This window comes from Streptomyces sp. NPDC056161 (genome assembly GCF_042268025.1).
Taxonomy (GTDB): Bacteria; Actinomycetota; Actinomycetes; order Streptomycetales; family Streptomycetaceae; genus Streptomyces.
On sequence record NZ_JBHJUV010000025.1, the window covers coordinates 99,929 to 122,491 of the forward strand.

A 22,563-nucleotide genomic window follows, 5' to 3' on the forward strand; every position below is an offset into this window, starting at 1 on the left:
GGAGATCCACCAGAAGGGCCCTAGGGGCGGAGCAGCACCTTGCCGACCTGCGGATCGCCGGCCCCCACCAACTCGATGGCCTGCGCGAACCCGGACAGCGGCAGCTCGTGCGTGACGAGCGGCAGCGGGTCGAGCAGCCCGGCCCCGAACATCCGCACCGTGTGCGCCCAGGCGTCCGGCGGCGCCCCGAAGACGGTGTGCACCGCCAACTGCCGTACCACCAGGTCGGTCGGGTCGAGGCCGTCGGCCCCCGGCGCCGGGATGCCGGTCAGGACCAGGCGCCCGCCGCGTCCGAGCAGCGCGGCGGCGGTGCGCGCGGCCGACGCGGACCCGGCGGCCTCCACGACGACGTCGAAGTCGTCGGGCAGCCTTTCGTCCGTCGTGCGGAAGCCGGTGGCGCCGAACCGCCGGGCCGGCGCTTCCCGGTCCCGCCCCGTGCCGACCACCAGCAGCTCCGCGGGCGAGACCGCCCGCAGGAACTGCACGGCGAACATCCCGAGCGTGCCCGTGCCGACCACCGCGACCCGCTCGCCCGGCCGGGCGCCGCCCTTGGCCGCGGCGGCGGCCACACAGGCGGCCGGTTCCAGGAGTGCCGCCGCGGTCAGGTCGGCCGCGTCCGGCAGGACGTGCAGCAGCCGGGCCGGCAGGGTGAGGGTGGCCGCCATGGCGCCGGGCCGGGTGAAGCCGGTCTCCTCGTAGCCCGCGGTGCACAGGGTGGTCTCACCCGCGTGGCAGCGGTCGCACACCTGGCAGTTGCGGAAGCCCTCGCCGACGACCTTGCGGCCCGCCAGCGCCGTGGGTACTCCGGCGCCCACCGCCCGTACGGTCCCGGACCACTCGTGGCCGGGCGTCACCGGATAACGGACGTACCCCTCGGGCCGGTTGCCCTGGTACAGCTCCCGGTCGCTGCCGCAGACGCCCACCGCGTGCACGGCGACCAGTGCCTCCCCGGGGCCGGGCGCGCGGGGCGTGTGCTCCTCGATCCGGTGCTCACCCGGCGCGGTGACGACGACCTGCGCGCTCACCGCACGCCCTTCGGTCCGCGCACCCACTTCACGCTCCTCGGTCCGCGCGCTCGCTTCACGCTCCTTGTTCCGCGCGCTCGCTTCACGCTCCTTGGCACGCGCACGCACTTCACGCTCCTCGGTCCGCGCGTTCACTTCGTGCCCTTCGGCCTGCGCTGCTCCCAGCCATCGGCCCACAGGTCGAACCGGGCCTGCTGCTGCGGGAACTCGGCCGCCGCGTCGACGTCGAGTTCCACTCCGAGGCCGGGAGCGTCGGACAGCCGGAAGTAGCCGTCGACGACCTCGGGCGCGCCCTTGACCACCTTCTTGATCTCCGCGTCGGCGAAATCGTTGAAGTGCTCCAGGACCTTGAAGTTCGGTGTGGTGAAGCCGACTTGGAGGCTCGCCGCGGTCAGTACCGGGCCGCCCACGTTGTGCGGGGCGACGAGGACGTAGTGCGCCTCGGCGGTCGCCGCGAGCTTGCGGGTCTCCCAGATGCCGCCGAGGTGGCCGACGTCCGGCTGGACGATGTCGGCGGCCTGGCTCTCGAACAGCTCGCGGAACTCGATCCGGTCGTGGATCCGTTCGCCGGTGGCCACCGGTACGTCCACCTTCTCGGCCACCTTCCGCAGCGCCTTCAGGTTCTCCGGCGGCACCGGTTCCTCCAGCCAGGCCGGCTCGAACGGCGCCAGCTCCCTGGCGAGGCGGACCGCGGTGGCGGGGGAGAAGCGGCCGTGCATCTCCACCATCAGCTCGGCCTCCGGGCCGATGGCGTCGCGCACGGCCTCGATGAGGGAGACGGAGCAGAGGGTCTGCGCGTGGTCGAGTTCGAAGTGGCCGGTGCCGAACGGGTCGATCTTCAGGGCCCGGTAGCCGCGTGCGACGACCTCCCGCGCGGCCTTGTGGTACGCCTCCGGCGTGCGCTCGGTGGTGTACCAGCCGTTGGCGTACGCCTTGACCCGGTCGGTCACCTTCCCACCGAGCAACTGCCACACGGGGACGCCGAGCGCTTTGCCCTTGATGTCCCAGCAGGCCGTCTCGACCACCGCGATCCCGGACATGACGATCTCACCGGCCCGGCCGTAGTCGCCGTACTTCATGCGGCGCACGAGGTCCTCGACGGCGAACGGGTCCGAGCCGAGGACGTGGTTGGCCTCCGCCTCGCGCAGATAGCCGATCAGCGCGTCGGTGTGACCGAGCATCCGGGTCTCGCCGACTCCCGTGATCCCTTCGTCGGTGTGCACCTGGACGTAGGTCAGGTTGCGCCACGGTGTCCCGACCACGTGCGTGCTGATTCCGGTGATGCGCACGGCAGTTGCCCCTCAGCTGTTCGAGATTTCGGCACACGTTCGAAATGTTGGCGTGACAGTAGGGACGGGGCGGCAGGGGTGTCAATGGGGCGAACAGGTAACGGTTTCGGCACGTCCTCCGGCGGCGTTCCCCGTGTGCCGTGGGGCGTCCGTGGAAACCTCCACGACGGTCGGGCGTGCGGGGACGGCCGGGCTGTTCAGCGCGCCCGGCCCAGCCGGCCGACCCAAGCCGGGTGAAAGAACGGTGGCTTCGTGACCATCCGGGTGCAGGTCCGTCGACTTTTCTTTCGTTCCCCCACAGAATGTTCACAGATTCGCCTAGGAACGTGACCTGTGCGGAACCTAGTGTCCGGCGTCATGGACTACTGCCACCCGTGCCGACGGCACCTCAACGGCGCCCTCGCCTGCCCGGGGTGCGGTACGTCGGCCGATGAGCTACGCGCGTACCCACGCGAGGCGGACGCACCCACGCGCGCCGGCCACGCCGACGGTGGCACCCATGACGGCCGTGGGTACGACGGTCAGGGGTACGACGGTCAGGGGTACGACGGGCGGGGGTACGACGGCCGACGCGACCCGGACGGCACCGCCGACGAGGCCCATGAGGCCCATGAGGTCCACGGGCTCCACGAGGCCGCCGAGGTCCACGCCGAGGTCCACGAAGGCGATCACGATCACGATCACGATCACGATCACGATCACGGTGACGGTGACGGTGACGGTGACGACGACGGCGCTGGGCGCGGGCGGGCGGCGCGGCGGCGCGGGCAGACGCGCGGCCGGGGCCGTGCGCGGGGTGCGGAGGACGGGGGACCGGCCGGGGCGGACACGAGCCGGCGCGACCGCAAGGCGGCGGCACACCGCAGGCGCCGTCGGCGGATCCTGCTGGTCACCGCCGGCTTCGTGCTGGCGGCGAGCGGCCTGAGCCTCGCCGAACTCGGCACGGACGCCCCGTTCCGCGCTCCGCGTCCCACGTCCGCGGGGGACGAGGCGACGGACGGCAGCCCCTCGTCCGGGACCCCGGAGGAGTCGGGCCGGCCCGGGAGCACCGCGCGTCCCGCGGGCGTGGACGCCCCGGCCTCGCCGGACGCCTCGGCGTCCCCGTCGGCGTCGAAGTCCGCGAAGGACGAGGACAAGGGGTCCGAGTCCCCGACCGGCACGGCCTCGGACGGGTCGTCGAGCGCGGGCACGGATCCGGCCTCCTCGGCGCCCGCGCCGACGACGACGAGCGGCCAGGCGCCCAGCCCGAGCGACGACCCGACCACCTCCGACCCGCCCCCGAGCCCGTCACCGACCGAGACCTGCGACCGCTTCCTGTGGTGGTGCACCTGACCCACCTGACACCCGTCTGACCCGACCGACCCCCCACCCGACCCCCCGACCGACCCCCCGACCGCCCCCCCCGACCCATCTGACCCGCCGCTGCCACGCCACCCCTCCCGGACCCACCGTCCGACCTCCCACGGGGCCGCCCCCCCCGTCCGGTGTCGTGGGCGATCCGCCCCCGAGCGCCACGCGGTCTGTCACCGTCAAGTCCCGTCCACCGCCGAGCCCGATCGGAGTCCGTCCCGCGCGGCTCTCGGACCCGGGCGCATCCTTCGCGCCAACCACGTCACGCACCAAGGGCGTTGAGCGCATACGGCCCGTCGCTCCCACCGCTGCCGAGCGCGCCGCAGCCGCTGTTCCCGGCTCCGCGGACCCGGTCCCGGCATGCCCCGTGCGGGCGGTCCCGGATCGGCCATCCGGGGCATCGGAGACACCGACACCCCCTTGTTGCTGTTGAGTCCAACAAGGTACGTCTCGCCGTACCGAACTCAGGCCCCCAGAGGAGGTACGCGTGCGCCCCACCGCGAGAGCCGTTCCCCCGAGCCCCGTTCTGATCGCCCAGGGCGCTCGGGCGGAGCGGTCCTACGCGGCCCGGAACCCGCTGGTCGCCGGGGACCGGCGGTCCCGGTGCGACGGCACCGGCGGGCCGGCCGCGGCGGTGGGACAGTCCTCGGTGGTGAGCGGCCCGCGCGCCGTGCTGTTCGGCACCGAACCCCCCTTCCGGGACCACCGGAAGGGGGAATTCGCCCCCCAGTTGCCAAGGGCATTGTTCGCCGTGGCAGCGGTGCGCGGCAGCTCAGTCGAGGAGAACGGATGACGCAGCAGACCACCGTCCACGGCACGGTCGCGGACGGCTACGAGGCGGTGCGTGAGGAGTTCGCCGCGGTGGCCGCCGCGGAACGCCCTGACTACGAGGGGCAGCTGTGCGCGTATGTGCACGGACGGCGGGTCGTCGACCTGTGGGCGGGCCCGGACGCCGACGGGGACTCCCTGTACGGCGTGTACTCGTCCACGAAGGGGGCCGCGCACCTGGTGGTGGCGCTGCTCGTGCAGGACGGCACCCTGGAGCTGGACCGCAAGGTCACCTACTACTGGCCGGAGTTCGCCGCCGAGAGCAAGGGCGCGCTGACCCTGCGCGAGCTGCTGGCGCACCGGGCCGGCCTGGTCGGCACGGACACCGGGTTCACGCTGGCGGAGCTGGCCGACGACCGGGTGATCGCCGAACGGCTCGCCGACCAGCGGCCGTTCTGGCGGCCCGGTACGGCCTTCGGGTACCACGCCCTGGTCATCGGCGCGCTGACCGGCGAGGTGGTACGGCGGGCCACTGGCCGGACCGTCCAAGGGCTGTACGAGGAACGGGTCCGCGCCCCCCACGGCCTGGACTTCCACCTCGGGCTGCCCGCCGCCCTGGAGCCCCGCTTCCGCCCGGCGCAGCCGATACTGCCCACCCCGGAGCAGCGGGAACTGCTGGACGCGCTGCTCAGCCCGCCGCACACCCTCCAGGCCGTCGCGTTCAACCGGCACGGCGCGGACCCCACCGACCTGGCGGCCCTCCCGAACCACCGGCTGATCCGGGAGAAGGGCCCGGCGTCGGTCGGCGGGATCGCCTCGGCACGCGGTCTCGCGGGGCTGTACGCGGCACTGATCAGTGAGGTCGCCGGGCAGGCACCGCTGCTGAAGCCGGACACGGTCGCGGAGTTCGGGCAGTTCCACTCCGTCGGCTACGACGTGGTGGCCCGGGGCCACAAGGCGTACGGTCTCGGCTTCCAGGCGACCGCCGACTCCTGGCACCCGTTCCTGGGCGCCGGGGCGATCGGGCACAGCGGTGCGGGCGGCTGCCAGGCGTTCGCGGACCCGCGCAGCTCGCTCGCCTACGGCTACACCCGGCGCCGGTGCGCCTTCCCGGGCGGGGCGGCGCCGGAGAACGACCGGCTGGCCAGGGCGGTGCACACGGCGGCACTGGCGCTCTGACCGGCGCACCCGGCGCAGCGCCGGGCCCGACGGGCGTGTCCGGCGGAGCGCTTGGGCCCGACGGGCGCACCCGGCGGAGCGCTTGGGTGCGACGGGCGTCCGCGACGGCCGGAGGCCGCACCCCACGTGGCAGTTTCCAGGGGGCGGCCTCCGGGACACGCAGCGACGCGTTCTTGCCGATGCCGACCTTCGCGGTGACCGTCGAGCCGGTGACGTCGCCCCCCTCCCTGCGGGCGACGAGGCCGAGGGCGCCCTGGAAGCAGGCGCTGTAGGCGGCGGCGAACAACTGCTCCGGGTTGGTGCCGGCGCCGCTGCCGCCCATCTCCTCGGGCGGGTTCACGACGACGTCGAGCCTGCCGTCGTCGGTGGCGACCCGGCCGTCGCGACCGTTCTCGGCGGTGGCGACGGCGGTGTACAGGACGTCGGACTGCTGGATGGGCACGGGGGTCGTCCTCCTCCTCGGGTCCGCCGGGATGCGCGCCCACGATCGCCGACGGTTTCGGAAAGAAGTTCAACCCCGGCGACTGACCCTCCGCTTCTCACGGGCAGGCTCGACCGACGCCGGCATCTGGACCGCCTGCCCGGACGAACCGACCTCAGGCGCGCCGGAAGGACCACCCCCCGGAGGCAGCGTCCACTGAGCCCACTGGCCCACCGCAGAACCCACCGGCGATCCGCCGACGGACGAACCAACCAGATCCTCCGGCACAGAAGTACCCGCATACTGACTGGATTTTCCGTAAACCGTGTCCACCGTCGCTGCCGAACCTCCAACCGGATTTCTGAATTCAGTGACCCTGTACGTCTCGATCACTGCCCTGACATCTGGCGGGCAACTTTCAGGCACCCCCCTGATCCAATAGTTGTTGAGGTCTACTCCCACGTTGCATCTGACGCCCGCTCCGGTCACATGAGAATAAGTAAAAGGAGGCACGGTACCCAAATTCTCCGGCACCTCAAAGTATTTATTTAGGCCCTCAACAAAAGCATCCCACTGCGCACGCGACTTACCCGCCGGAACTCTAAGGTTTGGGAGTTCGATGACGCGGTACATCTCAATCACCTCCCTGACATCCGGCGGGCAATCCTTAGGAATCCCCCGCGCCCGAAAGTTATTGATATCCGTTCCCACGTTGCATCTGTCGCCCGCTTTCGGCTTATAAAAATATGGGCGAGGAGGCACGGTGTTTGCATTCTCCACTATTTCATAATATGCGTGCAGACCCTCAATAAGAGCATCCCACTGCGCACGCGACTTTTTGGGCATGGCATCGTTCTCCGTTCACTCGTTGTCCCCCTGGCATCCCCAACGGCCCAGCGGGCAAAACGGTTCACCCCTCCCCGCCCTCATGCCTCAGAGCTTTGCAAGCACGTGCCGCCCGGCTCAACGGCGATTCGCCGATCCCGGCTGCCCCCGACCGACTCCGCCAACGTCCCACGACAGGTCCCACAAGGAAGTCGCGGGACCTGCACGCCCGGCCCGCACACCCGACCGGCCCACCAATCCCAACCAGCCCGGTCCCGCAGACCGACCAGACATCGGCCTCTGACACCATCACCCCGTGCTCGACATCGGTTACGCCCTCTCCAACCGCTTCCGGGACCCCCGCGGACCGAATACCGGAGGGCAGGCGTCCACGCGCTGCTGTACAACCTGCTCTGCGGGGACGCCTACCTCGCGTACGCCAAGACGGACCGTGGAACTGTCCACAGCCTGGGCACGGATGCCGGTGCTCGACTTACGGAAGACCCTCGGGTGGCGCCCTGCCGTCGCCCCGCGTCAGAGCTTGACGATCATCTTCCCGGTGTTGTCGCCCCGCAGGACGCCGAGGAACGCCTCCAGGGTGTTCCCGATGCCCTCGACGACGGTCTCCCGGTACTTCAGCCGCCCCGAGGCGACCCAGGGGCCGACCTCCTGGACGAACTGCGGCTGGAGGTCGCCGTGGTCGCCGACCAGGAAGCCCTCGATCCGGCCGCGGGTCTGGATGAGCCGGGCCAGGTTCCGCGGGCCGGGCGCCGGCTCGGTGGCGTTGTAGCCGGAGATCATCCCGCAGATCGCGATCCGGCCGTGCAGGTTGAGCGCGCCGATGGCCGCTTCCAGGTGCTCGCCGCCGACGTTGTCGAAGTAGACGTCGATGCCGTCCGGGGCGGCGGCGCGCAGTTGTTCGCGGACCGGGCCGCTCTTGTAGTTGAAGGCCGCGTCGAAGCCGTACTCGTCGACCAGCAGCTCGACCTTCTCGTCGGAACCCGCCGAACCGATGACCCGCGAGGCGCCCTTGAGCCGGGCGATCTGACCCACCTGGCTGCCCACGGCGCCGGCCGCGCCGGAGACGAACACGGCGTCGCCCTCCTGGAAGGAGGCGGTGCGCAGCAGTCCGGCGTAGGCGGTGAGGCCGGTCATGCCGAGGACGCCGAGGTAGGCGGACAGAGGTGCGGCCGCCGGGTCGACCGCGACGGCGGTCGCCGCGTCCACGGCGGCGTACTCGCGCCAGCCGAGGTAGTGCAGCACGTGGTCGCCGACCGCGATCCCGTCGGCGCGGGAGGCGACGACCTCGCCGACCGCGCCGCCCAGCATGGCCTTGCCCAGGCGGTACGGCTCGGCGTACGACTTGGCGGCGCTCATCCGGCCGCGCATGTACGGGTCGACGGAGAGGTATTCGTTCCGTACCAGCACCTGGCCCTCGCCCGGTGTCGGTACCTCCGTCTCGACGAGGGCGAAGTCCTCGGGCTTCGGCCAGCCGACGGGACGGCTGACCAGGTGCCACTCGCGGTTGGTCATGACAGCGCTCCATTTACTTCAGTCATTGAAATAACAATGGACCTGAATATTTCATAATGTCAAGTAACCGGGTATCCTGGGTCCCATGTCCACCCCATCGAAGGCCCGCCGTCCGGACGCCCTGACCCTGGAGGTCGTCGACCTCGTCGGGGACGTCGTGGCCCGCTTCTACGCGGACTACGACGAGGCGGCGAGCGAGCACGCCCTGACCGGAGCGCAGGCGCGGCTGCTGAGCCTGCTGTCGGTCGAGCCGCTGCCGATGCGGAAGCTGGCGCAGCGGCTGAAGTGCGAGCCGTCGAACGTGACCGGGATCGTGGACCGTCTGGAGGCCCGCGGACTCGCCGAGCGCCGGCCCGATCCGACCGACCGCCGGGTGAAGCTCGCGGCGGCCACCGACGAGGGCCGCCGGGTCGCCCAGGACCTGCGCGACGGTCTGCGCTTCGCCCGTGAACCGCTGGCGTGCCTGTCCGACGACGAGCGGCGGACGCTGCGGGATCTGCTGGGGCGGATCGTGCGGTCGGACACGTTCTGACCGTGCCCTTCGGGCGGGGGTCTTCGGGTTTCGTTCCGTGGAGTGGGCCGGGTTGTCGTCCGGGTGCGGGGCGGATTGTGGCTGAGCGCTCCCCCACGTTCTCGGCTTCGCTCGAACAGGGGGGGACCCCAGTTCCCCGCGCCCCTTTCGGGGGCGCCTGCTCGGGGCGCGGGTCGGTAGGGTTCGGGCATGCGTGAACTCGGGGTGGGTTTCGGTTATCTCCTCAAGGGCCAGCGGTGGGTGGTCCGGCACGGCAGGCAGTTCGGGTTCGGGCTGCTGCCCGGCCTGATCACCCTCGTCCTCTACGCGGCGGCGCTGGTCGCACTCGCGGTCTGGGGCGGGGACCTCATCGCCTGGGCGACCCCCTTCGCCGACGACTGGTCGAGCCCGTGGCAGGGCCTGTTCCGCGGCCTCCTCACCGCCGTCCTCTTCGCGCTCGCGCTGCTCCTTGCCGTGCTGACCTTCACCGCGGTCACCCTCCTGATCGGCCAACCCTTCTACGAGAGCCTTTCCGAGGCAGTGGACCGGGACGTGTCGCCCGACGGCACCGCCCCCGAATCCGGCCTGCCCCTCTGGCGCGACCTGTGGGTCTCGGCCCGCGACAGCCTCCGCATCCTGGTCCGGGCCGCCGTCTGGGGCGTCCTCCTCTTCGCCCTCGGCTTCGTCCCGTTCGTCGGCCAGACCGTCGTCCCGGTGATCGGTTTCTTCGTCACCGGGTTCTTCCTCGCCGAGGAACTGACCGCCATCGCCTTCCAGCGCCGCGGCCTCGTGCTGCGCGAACGCCTCGCCCTGCTGCGCTCCCGCAAGTCCCTGGTCTGGGGCTTCGGCACCCCCCTGGGCCTGGCCTTCCTGGTGCCGTTCGTCGCGGTGTTCCTGATGCCGGGCGCGGTCGCCGGCGCGACCCTCCTCGCCCGGGACCTGCGGGGCGAGGAGACCACTCAGGACATGGGGGAGGACACCGACCCCGACCGGGTGCATGAGGTGCATGAGGTGCATGAGGTGCACGACACGGCTGGAACCGGGCCGGCCGACGGGACCCGGGCCGGCCGGATCACTTCGTGAGCGCCGCGTCCGCCGCCACCGTCACGATCGCGCGCACCTGACCGATGATGTCCAGCCGGTTGCGCACGAACTCCGGGTCGGTGACCGCGCCGCCCGCCGGATCGGTGTTCCCGGCGCCGAACTCCAGCACCGGCGTGTGCACATGGCCGCCCGGCAGCGTGTCGTGCAGGCCCAGCCGGTCGCGCAGCAGGGTCACCCGGTAGGCGATCTCGTTGGACAGGTAGTCGCCGCCGCCCCCGGCCCGCGCCGTCGACCCGGGGGTCGGGCCGTCCTGCCGGACGACGGGAGCGGTGCCGCCCGCCGGGATCTCGGTGACCGTCGTGTTGTCGTACACCGGGAAGCGGCCGGTGTCCGCGGCGACGACGGCCGCGTACGGCAGGGTCGTCGTCGTCCACTGCGGCTGGCTCGCCGGGTCGGACACCGGGACGGTGCCGGTCGCCGACGCGTTGTCGTTGTCGGGGAAACCGCCCCGCCAGGCGCCGTTGGTGCGCTCCACGTCGAAGCGCCCGACCCGGCCCTGGCTCACCGTCGTGAACAGGTCCACCGCCGGCAGGTACGGCCGCAGGGCCCGCTCCACCGTCCCTTCCGCGAAGTCCTGCCAGCGCACCGGGAACACGGCCGTCTCCACCCGCGCGGGCCCCGCCGCCGTCTCGATCACCGTGCCGTCGAGGGCGAGCGCGCTCGCGCCGGACGGGTTGGAGATGCGGATGTCACGGTCCAGGGTGAAGGGGTCGAAACCGGTCACCAGGATTCGCTTGAGCCCCTTGCCGCCCGGATACCGGAGGTCGGTGCGCCCACGCGAAGTGCGTTCCAACTCGCCGAGCAGAGCGGCCCGTTGGGAGTCGGTCAGGGCGAAGGCGGGCTCGTACGTCCGTACTTCCCGGGTCATCCCGAGCCGGGCCCAGTACAGCGGCCGGTCGTCGTCCCGGCTGAGGTCGCCGCCCGCAGGCCCGCGCCCCTGCGCCCGGTCGACGGCCCGCCGCCACAGCGCGGCCCCCTCGCGCACGACGACGTCACGGGCCTGTGCATAGGAGTGCGCACCGCCCAGCGTGCGGGCGAACTCCGGCGCCACCGTGTCGAAACCGGAGCGCCGCAGGATCTCCTGGGGCACGGCCCGGTCGAGCCGCTGCTCCTCCACCGTCGGCGCGAGGGCGGTGCCGGCGGCGGTGCGGGCGGCGGCGGTCTGCGCCGAGGCGGTCGTGGCGAGCCCGGCGAGCAGGGTCAGTCCGAGGGCACCGATGCGAACGCGTAGGGAATTCACGGGGTTCGAGCCTTCCGTCGCTGTGGGGCGCTTGGTACGGGACGGCGGAAGTATGACGGTGCAAGAAGGACCCGCGCCATGGGACAACACCCCTGAAAGGGACCCGGACGACCGCGGGACGGCCACCGCGCACACCGCGGACGCACGGCCCCCGCCCGGCGCCCGGACCGGACGACAAGGCGAAGTCGTGGGTGTGTGTGAAGGGTTCGTACGAGGTTGCCGCCGGGCGGTCGATCACCGGCCGACGCGTCACCACCACGATTAACGTCTGATCCGGGACGAGAACCCCATGACCGGCCCCGGTCCGGGACCTGACGCCTGGACCGGGGTGCGTCGGGCGGTCAGCCCTGGTCCCGGACCCCGAAGCCGTACACCGTCCGAGACCGGTAGGTCCGGCCCGGCCGCAGCCGTGTGTCCGGGAAGTCCGGGCGGTTCGGGGAGTCCGGGAAGTGCTGGGTCTCCAGCGCGACGCCGTCGCCCGGCGCGAACGGATCACCCAGTTGGTCGGCGGTGTACAGCTGCACGCCCGGCTCGGTCGTCGCCACCGTCAGCACCCGTCCGCTCGCCGGGTCGTGCAGCTCGCCCACCTCGACCGGAGTGTCCGTGACGCCCTTGTCGAGGACGAGGTTGTGGTCGTAGCCGGCGCCGGTCTTGCGCGCCGTGCGGAAGTCGAACCGGGTGCCCGTCACGTCCGCCAGTTCCCCGGTCGGGATCAGGTCCGCGTCGACCGGGGTGTACCGGGAGGCGGCGAGCCGCAGTTCCTGGCCGCCCGCGTTGCCGCCGCCGCCCAGGTTGAAGTAGCTGTGGTTGGTCAGGTTGACCAGGGTCGGCGCGTCGGTCACCGCCTCGTACCCGATGCGCAGCGCACCGGACGCGTCCAGCGCGTACGTCACGGCGACGTCGACCCGCCCCGGGAAGCCCTCCTCGCCGTGCGGGCTGACCCGGGTCAGGCGCACACCGTGCTCGACCGGCTCCGCGTCCCACACGCGCTTGTCGAAGCCGCGCTCCCCGCCGTGCAGCGAGTTGGGGCCGTTGTTCGGCTCCAGCGCGTAGACGGCACCGTCCAGCGGGAAGCGGGCTCCCGCGATGCGGTTGGCGTAGCGGCCGATGACGGCGCCGAGGTACGGCTCCGGATGGGTGACATAGCCGTCGAGGTCGGCGAAGCCCAGCACCACGTTGGCCGTCCGCCCGTCCCGGTCCGGAACCTCGACGGACTGCACGATCCCCCCGTACGTCAGGATCCGCACCCGCACTCCCGCGCGCTCCAGCGTCCAGCGGTGGACCCGGGTGCCGTCGGGAAGTGTGCCGAAAAGTTCGCTCATGTGGGAAACACTAGGTCACGGGGTGCGCGAGGTGACGGTTCGGTAGGCGATCGCCGCGAGCCGCTGCTGGCCGTCCGTGCTCGGGTGGAACCAGTCCCAGTGGCTGAGCTGCTCGGTGGTGAAGTCGTAGTCGAAGACGGCGCCGCCGTCGAAACGGCACCGCCGGTCCTTGGCGCACACCTCGGCCAGCACCTTGTTGTAGTCCTCGACCCGCCGCTGCACCGTGTCCCGGCGCACCGTGGCCGCCGTGTCCAGGTCGTCCGCGTCGCCCAGCATCGACGGGCAGATGCCGAGTTTCCACACCTGCTTGCCGAGCGGGTTGGTACGGCCCTGCGACCACAGCCGTTTCAGGTTCGGCACGCTCGCCACGTACACCTGGGTCTTCGGCAGCGCCTTGCGCAGTGTCGCCATCGCCTCCTCGAACCCGGCGCGGAACCGGGTCACCGAGGTCATCGCGGAGGTCGTGGCCCGGCAGGCGTCGTTCGCGCCGATCATCACCGTCACCAGTTCGGGTGCATGGGTCGCCGCCTGCTTCATCTGGTCGGCGAGGTCACGCATCCGGGCGCCGGTCACCGCGTAGTTCCAACTGCTCTCGGTCGCCTCGGTCCGCCCCAGCAGCCGGACCGCGAGACTGTCCAGGTCGGTGCTGGTGCCCGTCGCCCAGGACACCTCTGGGCAGTCCGACAGCACCGTGCAGGCGTCGAAGCCGCGGGTGATGGAGTCGCCGACGGCGGCGACCGAGGCCGGGCTGCGGTTCCACACCGGGACCGTGCGCGCCTTGGTGCCGCCCGGCGCGGGGGACTTGTCGCCCGACCCGCCGCACCCCGCGGCGCCCAGGACCGCCGTCAGCACGACGGCGAGGAGGGCTCGTGAGTGCCGGCGTCGGTATCGCATGCCCTGTTCCATCCCCTTGTCGCGCGGTCGTGGTCCGTCGTGCCGTCGTGCTCTCCAACCCATAACAACGCGGGAGGGTTCCCGTCGGGCGGCATGCAACGTCTCACACCCGCACAAGCGTCCCCCTGGGTGAATGGCGGCGTTTCCTGGCGGCGGGACGGACGGTACGTCACACTCCGCCCCCCGCCGCACGGTAGCCTCGCCATCAACGCGGCCGTCGCGTCACAGCCGCCAAGCCAGACCGCATATGTCCCGCTCAGCCCGGAGGTCCCGGTGACGACCCGTGGAGTTCTGTACGTGCACTCCGCGCCGCGCGCGCTGTGCCCGCACGTCGAGTGGGCCGTCGCCGCGGTGCTCGGCACCCGCGTCAGCCTCGACTGGATCCGGCAGCCCGCGGCGCCCGGCACCTGGCGCTCGGAGTTCTCCTGGCAGGGCGAGCCGGGCACGGCGTCCAAGCTGGCGTCCGCGCTGCGCGGCTGGCACCTGCTGCGCTTCGAGGTCACCGCGGAGCCCTGCCCCACCGCCGAGGGCGAGCGCTACAGCTGCACCCCCGACCTCGGCATCTACCACGCCGTCACCGGCATCCACGGCGACATCCTGATCCCCGAGGACCGGCTGCGCGCGGCGCTGACGCGGTCCCAGCGCGGTGAGACGGATCTCCAGGCGGAGATCGCCAAGCTCCTGGGCAAGCCCTGGGACGACGAACTGGAGCCCTTCCGCTACGCGGGCGAGGGCGCCCCGGTGCGCTGGCTCCACCAGGTGGTCTGACGCCCCGCAGGGCCACGGGAGACCACACCGCGGCCCCACACCGGACCCGCGCGTCCCCCGGCCCGTACCCGCCGCCGGACCGGCGCCGTCGTGCCCTCGACAGGCGCCCGCACAGCCGGACCACCTGAGCCCCCGCCGGGCCCGCCCCCGCGCACGTCCGGTCCCGATGGACGACCGCCTTCCCCTGGCGGACGACCGATCCCCGCCAGGCCCGCCCCGGCGCAGGACCGGCCCGGCGCAGGACCGGCCCGGCGCAGGACCGGCCCGGCGCAGGACCGGCCCGGCGGACGACCGGCCGGGCGGACGACCGGCCCGGCGGACGACCGGTCCTGCGAACGACTGCCCCCCGCCGCACAACCGTCGCCGCCGCGCCCGGCAGCCGTCACCCCGACGGCCCACCACCCCCAGGACAGCGGAAGGCCCGGTCCCCACCACGGGAGACCGGGCCGTTCAGCCTGTCCTGTCAGCCTGTCCTGTCGGGCTGTCCTGTCGGGCTCAGAGCGTCCGGAACGCCAGCACCACGTTGTGGCCGCCGAAGCCGAACGAGTCGTTCAGCACGGCGATGCGGCCCCCGGGCAGCTCCCGGGCCACGGCGCCGACCACGTCCGCGTCGACCTCGGGATCGAGGTTGTCGAGGTTCAGGGTCGGCGGGGCGAGCCGGTGGACCAGGGCGAGCACCGAGGCGACGGTCTCGATGCCGCCGGCGCCGCCGAGCAGGTGCCCGGTCATCGACTTGGTCGCGGAGATCGCCATGTGGTCGACGTCGTCGCCGAACACCTTCCGCAGCGCCTTGGTCTCGGCGACGTCGCCCTGCGGGGTCGACGTGGCGTGCGCGTTGACGTGCGCGATCTCGGCCGGCTTCAGGTCGGTGTTGTCGAGCAGGTTCTGCAACGCCTGCGCGATGCCGTTGCCGGACGGCTCGGGCTGCGTGATGTGGTGGGCGTCGGCGGAGATGCCCTGGCCGACCGCCTCGACGTAGATCCGGGCGCCGCGGGCCTTCGCGTGCTCCTCGGACTCCAGGACGACCACACCGGCGCCCTCGCCGAGGACGAAGCCGTCCCGGCCGGCGTCGTAGGGACGCGAGGCGCCCTGCGGGTCGTCGTTGTTCTTGGACATCGCCATCATGTTGCCGAACGCGGCGATGGGCAGCGGATGGATGGCCGCCTCCGTGCCACCCGCGACGACGACGTCGGCGCGGCCGGTACGGATCATCTCGATGGCGTAACCGATGGCCTCGGCGCCCGACGCGCAGGCCGAGACCGGGGTGTGCACCCCGGCGCGGGCACCCAGCTCGATCCCCACGTTGGCCGCGGGGGAGTTGGGCATCAGCATCGGCACGGTGTGCGGGGAGACCCGGCGTACGCCCTTCTCCCGGAGCACGTCGTACTGGTCGAGGAGGGTCGTCACGCCGCCGATTCCGGAGGCGACGACCGCTCCCAGCCGGTCGGGGTTCACGGACGCGTCCTCACCGGCCTTCGCGGTGAAACCGGCGTCCTTCCAGGCTTCCTGGGCGGCGATCAGCGCGAACTGCGCGGACCGGTCCAGCTTGCGGGCCTGCGGGCGCGGGATGATCTCGCCCGGTTCGACGGCGATCTGCGCGGCGATACGGACCGGCAGGTCGGCGGCCCAGTCCTGTTGCAGAAGGCTGACACCGGACACTCCGGCGGTCAGGGCCTTCCAGGTAGAGGCTACGTCGCCACCCAGCGGTGTGGTTGCGCCGATACCGGTGACGACCACGGTGCGATTGGTCGGGCTCACAGGAATTCTTTCTCCAACGGATACGGGATTCAGCGGCGCCACCGCCGGGTGGCGGGGCAGTGCAGCCTCGGGTCTGAGGGGGACTCAGCCCTGGTGCTTGAGGATGTACTCGGTCGCGTCGCCGACGGACTTGAGGTTCTTGACGTCCTCGTCGGGGATCTTGACGTCGAAGCGCTCCTCGGCGGCGACGACGACCTCGACCATGGACAGCGAGTCGACGTCCAGGTCGTCGGTGAAGGACTTGTCCAGCTGGACGTCCTCAACCGGGATGCCGGCGATCTCGTTCACGATGTCGGCGAGACCGGCGACGATCTCTTCCTGAGTGGCGGCCATGTCAGGCGCTCCTTCTTCGATAATCCAGACGGTTGGTGCCGCCCGCCGCGTCGGCGGCGGGGGTGCTGCTGCCGTGTCGGATCCATGATCCGGCACGGAGTGCCTAGGGGAGGGTAACGACCGTGGCGGCGTAGACGAGACCCGCCCCGAATCCGATGACGAGCGCGGTGTCGCCGCTCTTCGCCTCGCCGGTCGCCAGGAGCCGCTCCATCGCGAGCGGAATCGAGGCGGCCGAAGTGTTGCCGGTGGTGCGGATGTCCCGGGCGACCGTGACGTGCTCCGGCAGTTTGAGGGTCTTCACCATCGAGTCGATGATCCGCACATTGGCCTGGTGCGGGATGAAGACGTCCAGGTCGTCCGGGCTGATCCCGGCCGCGTCCAGCGCCTGCTGTGCGACCTTCGCCATCTCGAACACGGCCCAGCGGAACACCGCCTGGCCTTCCTGGGTGATCGCGGGGAACTTGATGTTGCCCTCGCTGTCGAGGGGGAGTTCGGAGACGTCGCCGACCCGAAAGCGGTCCCAGGGCACGGTCTGCTTGATCGTCTCGGCCTTGTCGCCCTCCGAGCCCCAGACGGTCGGGCCGATCGCGGGCTCCTTGGACGGCCCGACCACGACGGCGCCCGCGCCGTCGCCGAACAGGAAGGCCGTCGCCCGGTCCTCCAGGTCGGTCAGGTCGGAGAGCCGCTCGACGCCGATGACCAGCACGTACTCGGCCGAGCCCTCGACGACCATGCCCTTGGCCAGGGTGAGGCCGTAACCGAAGCCGGCGCAGCCCGCCGAGATGTCGAAGGCGGCGGCCTTGTCGGTGCCGAGCTTGTCGGCGATCTCGGTGGCGACGGCCGGGGTCTGGCTGAAGTGCGAGACGGTCGACACCACGACCGCGCCGACCTGCTCGCTGGAGATGCCCGCGTCCGCGATCGCCTTGCCCGCGGCCTCGACCGACATCGCGGCGACGGTCTCCTCGGGGCCCGCCCAGTGCCGGGTCTCGATGCCGGAGCGCGAACGGATCCACTCGTCGGAGGAGTCGATCCGCTCCAGGATCACCTCGTTGGGCACGACCCTGGTCGGCCGGTAGCCGCCGACACCGAGGATGCGCGCGTACGGGGCGCCCTTGCTGGGCTTGATCTTCGACATGATCGGTACGGCTCCTTAGGCGCGCGCGTGCTCGGAGATCAGCTCCCGGGCCGCGTCGAGATCGTCGGGGGTCTTCAGGGCCAGCGTCCTGACACCGGGCAGGGCGCGCTTGGCCAGGCCGGTCAGCGTGCCACCCGGGCACACCTCCAGCAGCGCGGTGACGCCCAGCTCCTTGAACGTCTCCATGCACAGGTCCCAGCGGACCGGGTTGGCGACCTGGCCGACCAGCCGGTCCAGTACCTCGGCACCGGAGACGACGGCCCTGCCGTCCTTGTTGGAGACGTAGGCGACCTTCGGGTCGGCGGGCGTGAGATCGGCGGCGGCCTTCGCCAGCGTCTCCACCGCGGGGGCCATGTGGTGGGTGTGGAAGGCACCGGCCACCTTGAGCGGGACGACCTTGCGGACACCCTCGGGCTTGTCCTCGCCCAGCGCGGCCAGTTGCGCCAGCGTGCCGGCGGCGACGATCTGGCCGGCGCCGTTGATGTTCGCCGGGGTCAGGTCCAGCTTCTCCAGATGTGCCACGGACACCTCGGGGTCGCCCCCGAGCAGCGCCGCCATGCCCGTCTCGGTGACCGTCGCGGCCTCCGCCATCGCCAGGCCGCGCGTGCGCACCAGGTTCAGCGCGGCGTCCTCGCTCAGCACACCGGCGAACACGGCGGCCGTGATCTCGCCGACGCTGTGCCCGGCGACGGCGCCGGGCGAGCTGTCACCCAGTGCCGTGGCGGACAGGATCCCCGCGGCGACCAGCAGCGGCTGGGCCACCGCGGTGTCGCGGATGGCGTCCGCGTCGGCCTGGGTGCCGTAGCGGAGCAGGTCCAGGCCGATGGCGTCGGACCACGCGGCGACGCGGTCCGCGGCACCGGGGAGGTCGAGCCAGGGAGTCAGGAAGCCGGGCGTCTGGGCGCCCTGGCCGGGAGCGACGAGTACGAGCACTCTCACACTCTCTCTTGGGGACGGCCGGGGCCGCCCGTGAGGACAGGGACGAAGAACACGAGGGGGTTTTGTGGGTCTCTCACAAAAGGCTAGAGCTGGGTATCTCCGACGGCCAGGCGCCCCAGGATCAGCGCGATCCGCAGGGTGAACGCGGATCGTACATCGGATGGTGACCATCCGGTGACGTCAGTCACACGTCGAAGCCGGTAGCGCACGGTGTTCGGGTGAACGAACAGCATCCGGGCGGCCCCCTCCAGACTGCTCGCCTGTTCCAGGTACACACTCAAGGTCTCCAGCAGGGCCGAACCGGCCTCTTCCAGAGGTCTGTAGATCTCCTCCACCAATTGCTCACGGGCGCCCGGGTCACCCGCGATGGCGCGTTCCGGAAGCAAATCGTCCGCCAGGACCGGCCGCGGCGCGTCCTGCCAGGCGGAACACGCCTTAAGGCCGGCGGCGGCGGCCTGTGCCGACCGGGTCGCGGCCTGTAGGTCGGACACCACCGGGCCCGCCACGACGGGACCCGCGGCGAACGGCCCGATCAGCGACTTGGCGACGGCCAACGGGTTGTCGCTGCCGCCGGCCACGACGACCAGCCGGTCCCCGAGCACCCCGGTGAGCACCTGGAGCTTGGCGTGCCGGGCGGCCCGCCGGATGGCTTCGACGGTCAGTTCACTGTCCCCGTCGGGCGCGGTCCCGAGGACGACGCACACATGGTCGGGCGAGTTCCAGCCGAGCGCGGCGGCGCGGCTGACGGCGCCCTCGTCGGCCTCCCCGCTGAGCACCGCGTTGACCACCAGGGATTCGAGCCGCGCGTCCCAGGCGCCGCGTGCCTCGGCGGCCTGGGCGTACACCTGGGCGGTGGCGAAGGCGATCTCGCGGGCGTAGACGAGCAGTGCCTCGCGCAGCACGTTCTCGTCGCCGGGTGCGGCCACCTCTTCGATGGCCGACTCCATCACCTCGATGGTGGTGCGCACCATCTCGACGGTCTGGCGCAGGGTGATGGCCCGGGTCAGTTCGCGCGGCGCCGTGCCGAAGACGTCGGTCGAGATGGCCTGCGGGGCGTCCGGGTGCCGGAACCACTCGGTGAACGCGGCGATGCCGGCCTGGGCCACGAGCCCGATCCAGGAACGGTTCTCCGGGGGCATGGCCCGGTACCACGGCAGTGTCTCGTCCATGCGCGCGATGGCCTGGGCGGCGAGGGAGCCGGACGACTTCTCCAGCCGCCGCAGGGTCGCGGAGTGCGGGTGGACGCCGGGCGCGGTGTCGGGCTTGTGGGATTCGGGTTCGGGCACGGGACAAGACTGCCTCATTCGGGGGAGCGGGCGGCAGGGGGTGGGCTGTTCGCCCGGAGCATGGGTATTTGCGTAGTTCCTCGCGGAGCCGGTTCGGGAGTTTTGGGTGTGTGGTCCGGTGTAGGAGCATGAGGGTGTTTTGCGTAGTTCCCGGGGTCCCTGTCGCGGTTCGCGGGGTGCGGTCGGGCGCAGCTGGGCGGTGGGGGGAGGCTGTGCGGTTCCCCGCGCTCCCCGGCCCCTGTCGGGGGTGCTGCCGGGCGCGTTTCGGCAGGGGGTTCGCGGGGCTACCGTGGTGGGTGTGATGGACGTCAGGCGCGCCGGTGAGCGGTATCCGGGAGGGGAGCCGGAGGCCGGGATCGTCTCCCGGCACGCCTTTTCCTTCGGGCCGCACTACGACCCCGACAACCTCCGCTTCGGCGCCGTCATCGCCTGCAACGAGGAACGGCTCGCCCCCGGCGCCGGGTTCGACGAGCATCCGCACAGCCACACCGAGATCGTCACCTGGGTCGTCGAGGGCGAACTGACCCACCGTGACTCGACGGGCCGACAGACCGTGGTGGCCCCGGGCGACGTGCAGCGCCTCAGCTCGGCTGCCGGGGTCCGTCATGTCGAGCGCAACGACGGTCCGGTGCCGCTGACCTTCGTGCAGATGTGGCTGGCCCCACTGCACCCCGGCGGCACCCCCGGCTACGAGATCGTCCGGGGCATCGCCGACTCCACCCCGTACGCCCTCCCCGAGGCCCGCGCGATGCTGCACGTACGGCGGTTGCGGCCCGGGGAGCGGACGGCCGTACCGGACGCCGCCCGCGTGTACGCGCACCTGGTGCGCGGCGAACTGCGGCTGGCCGGGGAGCCGCTGGGCCCGGGGGACTCGGCGCGGATCACCGACGCCCGGGATGTGGAGGCTGTCGCTGAGACCGCGGCGGAGCTGCTGCTGTGGGAGATGGGACCGTAGCGGGGCCCCGCCCGGCCGCCGAGGGCCTCAGCCGCGCAGCTCCGCGAGCACCGCGTCCGTGAACACCGGCCACGCCTCGACGGCCCAGGGGCCGAACGCCCGGTCGGTCAGGGCGACGCCCGCCGCGCCGGCGTCCGGGTCGATCCACAGGAACGTACCGGACTGCCCGAAGTGCCCGAAGGTGCGCGGGGAGGACGAACCGCCCGTCCAGTGCGGCGCCTTGGCGGCCCGGATCTCGAAGCCCAGCCCCCAGTCGTTGGGGTTCTGGTGCCCGTATCCCGGCAGGACGCCCTTGGTGCCCGGGTACTGCACGGTCATCGCCTCCGCGACCGTACGCGGATCGAGCAGCCGGGGCGCCTGCACCTCCGCCGCGAACCGCAGCAGGTCCGTCACCGTCGACACCCCGTCCTTCGCGGGCGAGCCGGCGAGCGACGTGTCCGCCATGCCCAGCGGCTCCAGCACGGCCTGCCGCAGATATTCGCCGAACGGGATGTCGGCGGCCTCGGCGATGTGGTCGCCGAGCTGCTCGAAGCCGGCGTTGGAGTACAGCCGCCGCTGTCCGGGCGGGGCGGTCACCCGGTGCTCGTCGAAGGCCAGCCCGGAGGTGTGGGCGAGCAGATGACGGACGGTCGAACCGGGCGGCCCCGCCGGTTCGTCGAGTTCGATCGCCCCCTCCTCGTACGCGACGAGCGCCGCGTACGCCGCGAGCGGCTTGGTGACCGAGGCCAGCGGGAAGCGCCGGCCGACCGGACCCCGGGTCCCGAGCACCGCACCGTCGGCCCGTACGACGCCCGCCGCGGCGGCCGGTACCGGCCAGCTGTCGATCAACGCAAGACTCTCCAACGCCATGCGGCCGAGCCTAGGACGTCACAGTTTCAGTTCCAGCAGGGGGTCCGGCTTGGGCCGGAAGCCCAGGGAGTCGTAGAGCGGACGGGCCTCCGCGGAGGAGGTGAGCTGGACCTGGGCGACGCCGTGCGCGCGGAACCACTCCAGCAGTTCGCCCATGCACGCGCGCGCGTACCCGCGGCGACGGGTGCCGGGGTCGGTGGCGACGCTGAAGACGAAGCCGACGGTGCCGAGCGGATTGCGGGTCCGGCCGATCCGGTACTCGATCGTGCCCGCCACCAGCGCGGCCAGCGTCCGCGGCTCCTCGGGGTGGTCCACGACGAACGCGGCGAACTCGCCGTCGGCCTCGGAGAGCCGGGTCCGCAGGGTCGGCAGGGACTCCCCGTGCCAGGCCGTGGACCGGTCGGCCCCGAACATCGAGTCGATCATGATCTGGCGCAGGCGCAGCACTTCCTGTGCGTCCTCGGGCGTCGCACGGCGTACAAGAATCATGTACGGAACGCTAGTCACCGCGCGTCCCGCACGTCCCGTCGATTTCTTACCCGGCCCGCTTGCTTCGAGTGTGCTCCAACGTCATAGCGTGGGGAGCATGACGGTGATGCAGACCACGCCAGCGGCCACCGAGCAAGCCCGCACCCGCACCGACATCTGCTCCGCCCCGCCCCGGCGGCACCCGCGCCCCGACGGCAAGGACAGCTACACGATCAGCGAGGTCGTCGCCTTCACCGGTCTGACCGCCCACACCCTGCGCTGGTACGAGCGGATCGGCCTGATGTCGCACATCGACCGTTCGCACACCGGGCAGCGCCGCTACACCAACCGCGACCTGGACTGGCTCGACCTCGTCACCAAGCTGCGGCTGACCGGCATGCCGGTGGCGGACATGGTCCGGTACGCGGAACTGGTGCGCGAGGGCGACCACACCTACCTGGAACGCCACGAACTGCTGGAGGCCACCCGCCGCGACGTGCTCTCCCGCATCGCCGAGCTCCAGGACACCCTGGGCGTGCTCGACCACAAGATCGGCTTCTACGCGGAGGCCGGGCGGGACTTCGAGCGGTCGCGGGCCCGCGGCTGACCCC

Annotated in this window: 23 protein-coding genes and 1 pseudogene; 8 read left to right on the forward strand and 16 right to left on the reverse strand. The window is 71.9% G+C overall.

What is annotated here, in order from left to right; translation table 11 throughout:
* Positions 1–20: 20 nt before the first annotated feature.
* The 3 genes from ACFC09_RS23690 to ACFC09_RS23700 form a co-directional block, all read right to left on the reverse strand.
* Positions 21–1,025, reverse strand: a complete 1,005-nt coding sequence (locus ACFC09_RS23690; RefSeq protein WP_376531678.1) for a zinc-binding dehydrogenase — start codon at positions 1,023–1,025, stop codon at positions 21–23.
* A 131-nt stretch (positions 1,026–1,156) separates the two neighbouring features.
* Positions 1,157–2,314: a mandelate racemase/muconate lactonizing enzyme family protein gene (locus ACFC09_RS23695; protein ID WP_376531621.1), complete on the reverse strand. Its 1,158-nt coding sequence runs from the start codon at positions 2,312–2,314 to the stop codon at positions 1,157–1,159.
* A 435-nt stretch (positions 2,315–2,749) separates the two neighbouring features.
* The gene (locus ACFC09_RS23700; protein ID WP_376531623.1) at positions 2,750–3,175 is read right to left on the reverse strand and encodes a hypothetical protein; all 426 of its coding nucleotides are present in this window, start codon (positions 3,173–3,175) and stop codon (positions 2,750–2,752) included.
* A 42-nt stretch (positions 3,176–3,217) separates the two neighbouring features.
* On the opposite strand from ACFC09_RS23700, the gene ACFC09_RS23705 reads away from it, so the two are divergent.
* The 3 genes from ACFC09_RS23705 (at position 3,218) to ACFC09_RS23715 (ending at position 5,611) form a co-directional block, all read left to right on the forward strand.
* Positions 3,218–3,646, forward strand: a complete 429-nt coding sequence (locus ACFC09_RS23705; protein WP_376531625.1) for a hypothetical protein — start codon at positions 3,218–3,220, stop codon at positions 3,644–3,646.
* Positions 3,647–4,151: 505 nt separating this feature from the next.
* Positions 4,152–4,457, forward strand: coding sequence for a hypothetical protein (locus tag ACFC09_RS23710; RefSeq protein WP_376531627.1), 306 nt, complete (start codon positions 4,152–4,154; stop codon positions 4,455–4,457).
* The gene (locus tag ACFC09_RS23715) at positions 4,454–5,611 is read left to right on the forward strand and encodes a serine hydrolase domain-containing protein (RefSeq protein ID WP_376531629.1); all 1,158 of its coding nucleotides are present in this window, start codon (positions 4,454–4,456) and stop codon (positions 5,609–5,611) included. Before ACFC09_RS23710 ends, ACFC09_RS23715 begins: the two co-directional genes overlap by 4 nt.
* Before the next feature lie 169 nt (positions 5,612–5,780).
* On the opposite strand, the pseudogene ACFC09_RS23720 reads toward ACFC09_RS23715, so the two are convergent.
* The 3 genes and pseudogenes from ACFC09_RS23720 to ACFC09_RS23730 all read right to left on the reverse strand — a co-directional run.
* Positions 5,781–6,053, reverse strand: a pseudogene (locus ACFC09_RS23720) (Ohr family peroxiredoxin); the annotation flags it as partial.
* A gap of 69 nt (positions 6,054–6,122) precedes the next feature.
* Positions 6,123–6,878, reverse strand: a complete 756-nt coding sequence (locus ACFC09_RS23725; RefSeq protein WP_376531631.1) for a hypothetical protein — start codon at positions 6,876–6,878, stop codon at positions 6,123–6,125.
* A gap of 513 nt (positions 6,879–7,391) precedes the next feature.
* Positions 7,392–8,390, reverse strand: coding sequence for an NADP-dependent oxidoreductase (locus ACFC09_RS23730; RefSeq protein ID WP_376531633.1), 999 nt, complete (start codon positions 8,388–8,390; stop codon positions 7,392–7,394).
* A gap of 85 nt (positions 8,391–8,475) precedes the next feature.
* On the opposite strand from ACFC09_RS23730, the gene ACFC09_RS23735 reads away from it, so the two are divergent.
* Positions 8,476–8,922, forward strand: coding sequence for a MarR family winged helix-turn-helix transcriptional regulator (locus tag ACFC09_RS23735; RefSeq protein WP_376531635.1), 447 nt, complete (start codon positions 8,476–8,478; stop codon positions 8,920–8,922).
* Between the two features lie 189 nt (positions 8,923–9,111).
* Complete coding sequence (locus tag ACFC09_RS23740; RefSeq protein ID WP_376531637.1) at positions 9,112–9,984, forward strand: EI24 domain-containing protein; 873 nt, start codon at positions 9,112–9,114, stop codon at positions 9,982–9,984.
* Here the strand turns inward: ACFC09_RS23740 and ACFC09_RS23745 are convergent.
* The 3 genes from ACFC09_RS23745 to ACFC09_RS23755 all read right to left on the reverse strand — a co-directional run bounded on the left by ACFC09_RS23745 (position 9,974) and on the right by ACFC09_RS23755 (position 13,461).
* Positions 9,974–11,245 (reverse strand): pyroglutamyl peptidase, encoded by a 1,272-nt coding sequence (locus tag ACFC09_RS23745; RefSeq protein ID WP_376531639.1) that lies wholly within the window; start codon positions 11,243–11,245, stop codon positions 9,974–9,976. The two genes, ACFC09_RS23740 and ACFC09_RS23745, sit on opposite strands and share 11 nt — an antisense overlap.
* A gap of 341 nt (positions 11,246–11,586) precedes the next feature.
* Complete coding sequence (locus ACFC09_RS23750; protein ID WP_376531641.1) at positions 11,587–12,567, reverse strand: aldose epimerase family protein; 981 nt, start codon at positions 12,565–12,567, stop codon at positions 11,587–11,589.
* A 15-nt stretch (positions 12,568–12,582) separates the two neighbouring features.
* Positions 12,583–13,461: an SGNH/GDSL hydrolase family protein gene (locus ACFC09_RS23755; RefSeq protein WP_376531643.1), complete on the reverse strand. Its 879-nt coding sequence runs from the start codon at positions 13,459–13,461 to the stop codon at positions 12,583–12,585.
* Between the two features lie 273 nt (positions 13,462–13,734).
* Here ACFC09_RS23755 and ACFC09_RS23760 point away from each other — a divergent pair, with 273 nt between their 5' ends.
* Positions 13,735–14,229: a DUF3145 domain-containing protein gene (locus ACFC09_RS23760; protein ID WP_376531645.1), complete on the forward strand. Its 495-nt coding sequence runs from the start codon at positions 13,735–13,737 to the stop codon at positions 14,227–14,229.
* Between the two features lie 495 nt (positions 14,230–14,724).
* Here the strand turns inward: ACFC09_RS23760 and fabF are convergent, their stop codons facing one another.
* From fabF to ACFC09_RS23785, 5 genes are all read right to left on the reverse strand, one after another.
* A complete protein-coding gene (fabF, locus tag ACFC09_RS23765) occupies positions 14,725–15,987 on the reverse strand; it encodes a beta-ketoacyl-ACP synthase II (RefSeq protein WP_376531647.1) in 1,263 nt (420 codons plus the stop codon).
* An 84-nt stretch (positions 15,988–16,071) separates the two neighbouring features.
* Positions 16,072–16,320, reverse strand: coding sequence for an acyl carrier protein (locus ACFC09_RS23770; RefSeq protein ID WP_376531649.1), 249 nt, complete (start codon positions 16,318–16,320; stop codon positions 16,072–16,074).
* Between the two features lie 103 nt (positions 16,321–16,423).
* Complete coding sequence (locus ACFC09_RS23775; protein ID WP_376531651.1) at positions 16,424–17,455, reverse strand: ketoacyl-ACP synthase III; 1,032 nt, start codon at positions 17,453–17,455, stop codon at positions 16,424–16,426.
* A gap of 15 nt (positions 17,456–17,470) precedes the next feature.
* Positions 17,471–18,388: an ACP S-malonyltransferase gene (locus tag ACFC09_RS23780; protein ID WP_376531653.1), complete on the reverse strand. Its 918-nt coding sequence runs from the start codon at positions 18,386–18,388 to the stop codon at positions 17,471–17,473.
* An 89-nt stretch (positions 18,389–18,477) separates the two neighbouring features.
* Positions 18,478–19,680, reverse strand: coding sequence for a PucR family transcriptional regulator (locus tag ACFC09_RS23785; protein ID WP_376531655.1), 1,203 nt, complete (start codon positions 19,678–19,680; stop codon positions 18,478–18,480).
* A 301-nt stretch (positions 19,681–19,981) separates the two neighbouring features.
* Between ACFC09_RS23785 and ACFC09_RS23790 the strand changes: the two genes are divergently transcribed.
* On the forward strand, positions 19,982–20,635 hold the full coding sequence (locus ACFC09_RS23790; protein WP_376531680.1) for a pirin family protein: 654 nt from the start codon (positions 19,982–19,984) through the stop codon (positions 20,633–20,635).
* A gap of 27 nt (positions 20,636–20,662) precedes the next feature.
* Here the strand turns inward: ACFC09_RS23790 and ACFC09_RS23795 are convergent, their stop codons facing one another.
* Together ACFC09_RS23795 and ACFC09_RS23800 are read right to left on the reverse strand one after the other, a co-directional pair.
* A complete protein-coding gene (locus ACFC09_RS23795) occupies positions 20,663–21,484 on the reverse strand; it encodes a serine hydrolase domain-containing protein (protein ID WP_376531657.1) in 822 nt (273 codons plus the stop codon).
* Positions 21,485–21,502: 18 nt separating this feature from the next.
* A complete protein-coding gene (locus ACFC09_RS23800) occupies positions 21,503–21,973 on the reverse strand; it encodes a GNAT family N-acetyltransferase (RefSeq protein ID WP_376531658.1) in 471 nt (156 codons plus the stop codon).
* Between the two features lie 97 nt (positions 21,974–22,070).
* Between ACFC09_RS23800 and ACFC09_RS23805 the strand changes: the two genes are divergently transcribed.
* Positions 22,071–22,559: a MerR family transcriptional regulator gene (locus ACFC09_RS23805; RefSeq protein WP_376531660.1), complete on the forward strand. Its 489-nt coding sequence runs from the start codon at positions 22,071–22,073 to the stop codon at positions 22,557–22,559.
* The last annotated feature ends 4 nt before the right edge of the window (positions 22,560–22,563 follow it).

Excerpts from the sequence above, each read along its gene's own strand:
- ACFC09_RS23715 (WP_376531629.1), top strand. The coding sequence starts at position 4,454 with ATGACGCAGCAGACCACCGTCCACGGCACGGTCGCGGACGGCTACGAG.
- ACFC09_RS23725 (WP_376531631.1), bottom strand. The coding sequence starts at position 6,878 with ATGCCCAAAAAGTCGCGTGCGCAGTGGGATGCTCTTATTGAGGGTCTG.
- ACFC09_RS23730 (WP_376531633.1), bottom strand. The coding sequence starts at position 8,390 with ATGACCAACCGCGAGTGGCACCTGGTCAGCCGTCCCGTCGGCTGGCCG.
- ACFC09_RS23735 (WP_376531635.1), top strand. The coding sequence starts at position 8,476 with ATGTCCACCCCATCGAAGGCCCGCCGTCCGGACGCCCTGACCCTGGAG.
- ACFC09_RS23740 (WP_376531637.1), top strand. The coding sequence starts at position 9,112 with ATGCGTGAACTCGGGGTGGGTTTCGGTTATCTCCTCAAGGGCCAGCGG.
- ACFC09_RS23750 (WP_376531641.1), bottom strand. The coding sequence starts at position 12,567 with ATGAGCGAACTTTTCGGCACACTTCCCGACGGCACCCGGGTCCACCGC.
- ACFC09_RS23755 (WP_376531643.1), bottom strand. The coding sequence starts at position 13,461 with ATGCGATACCGACGCCGGCACTCACGAGCCCTCCTCGCCGTCGTGCTG.
- ACFC09_RS23770 (WP_376531649.1), bottom strand. The coding sequence starts at position 16,320 with ATGGCCGCCACTCAGGAAGAGATCGTCGCCGGTCTCGCCGACATCGTG.
- ACFC09_RS23775 (WP_376531651.1), bottom strand. The coding sequence starts at position 17,455 with ATGTCGAAGATCAAGCCCAGCAAGGGCGCCCCGTACGCGCGCATCCTC.
- ACFC09_RS23790 (WP_376531680.1), top strand. The coding sequence starts at position 19,982 with ATGGACGTCAGGCGCGCCGGTGAGCGGTATCCGGGAGGGGAGCCGGAG.
- ACFC09_RS23795 (WP_376531657.1), bottom strand. The coding sequence starts at position 21,484 with ATGGCGTTGGAGAGTCTTGCGTTGATCGACAGCTGGCCGGTACCGGCC.
- ACFC09_RS23800 (WP_376531658.1), bottom strand. The coding sequence starts at position 21,973 with ATGATTCTTGTACGCCGTGCGACGCCCGAGGACGCACAGGAAGTGCTG.
- ACFC09_RS23805 (WP_376531660.1), top strand. The coding sequence starts at position 22,071 with ATGACGGTGATGCAGACCACGCCAGCGGCCACCGAGCAAGCCCGCACC.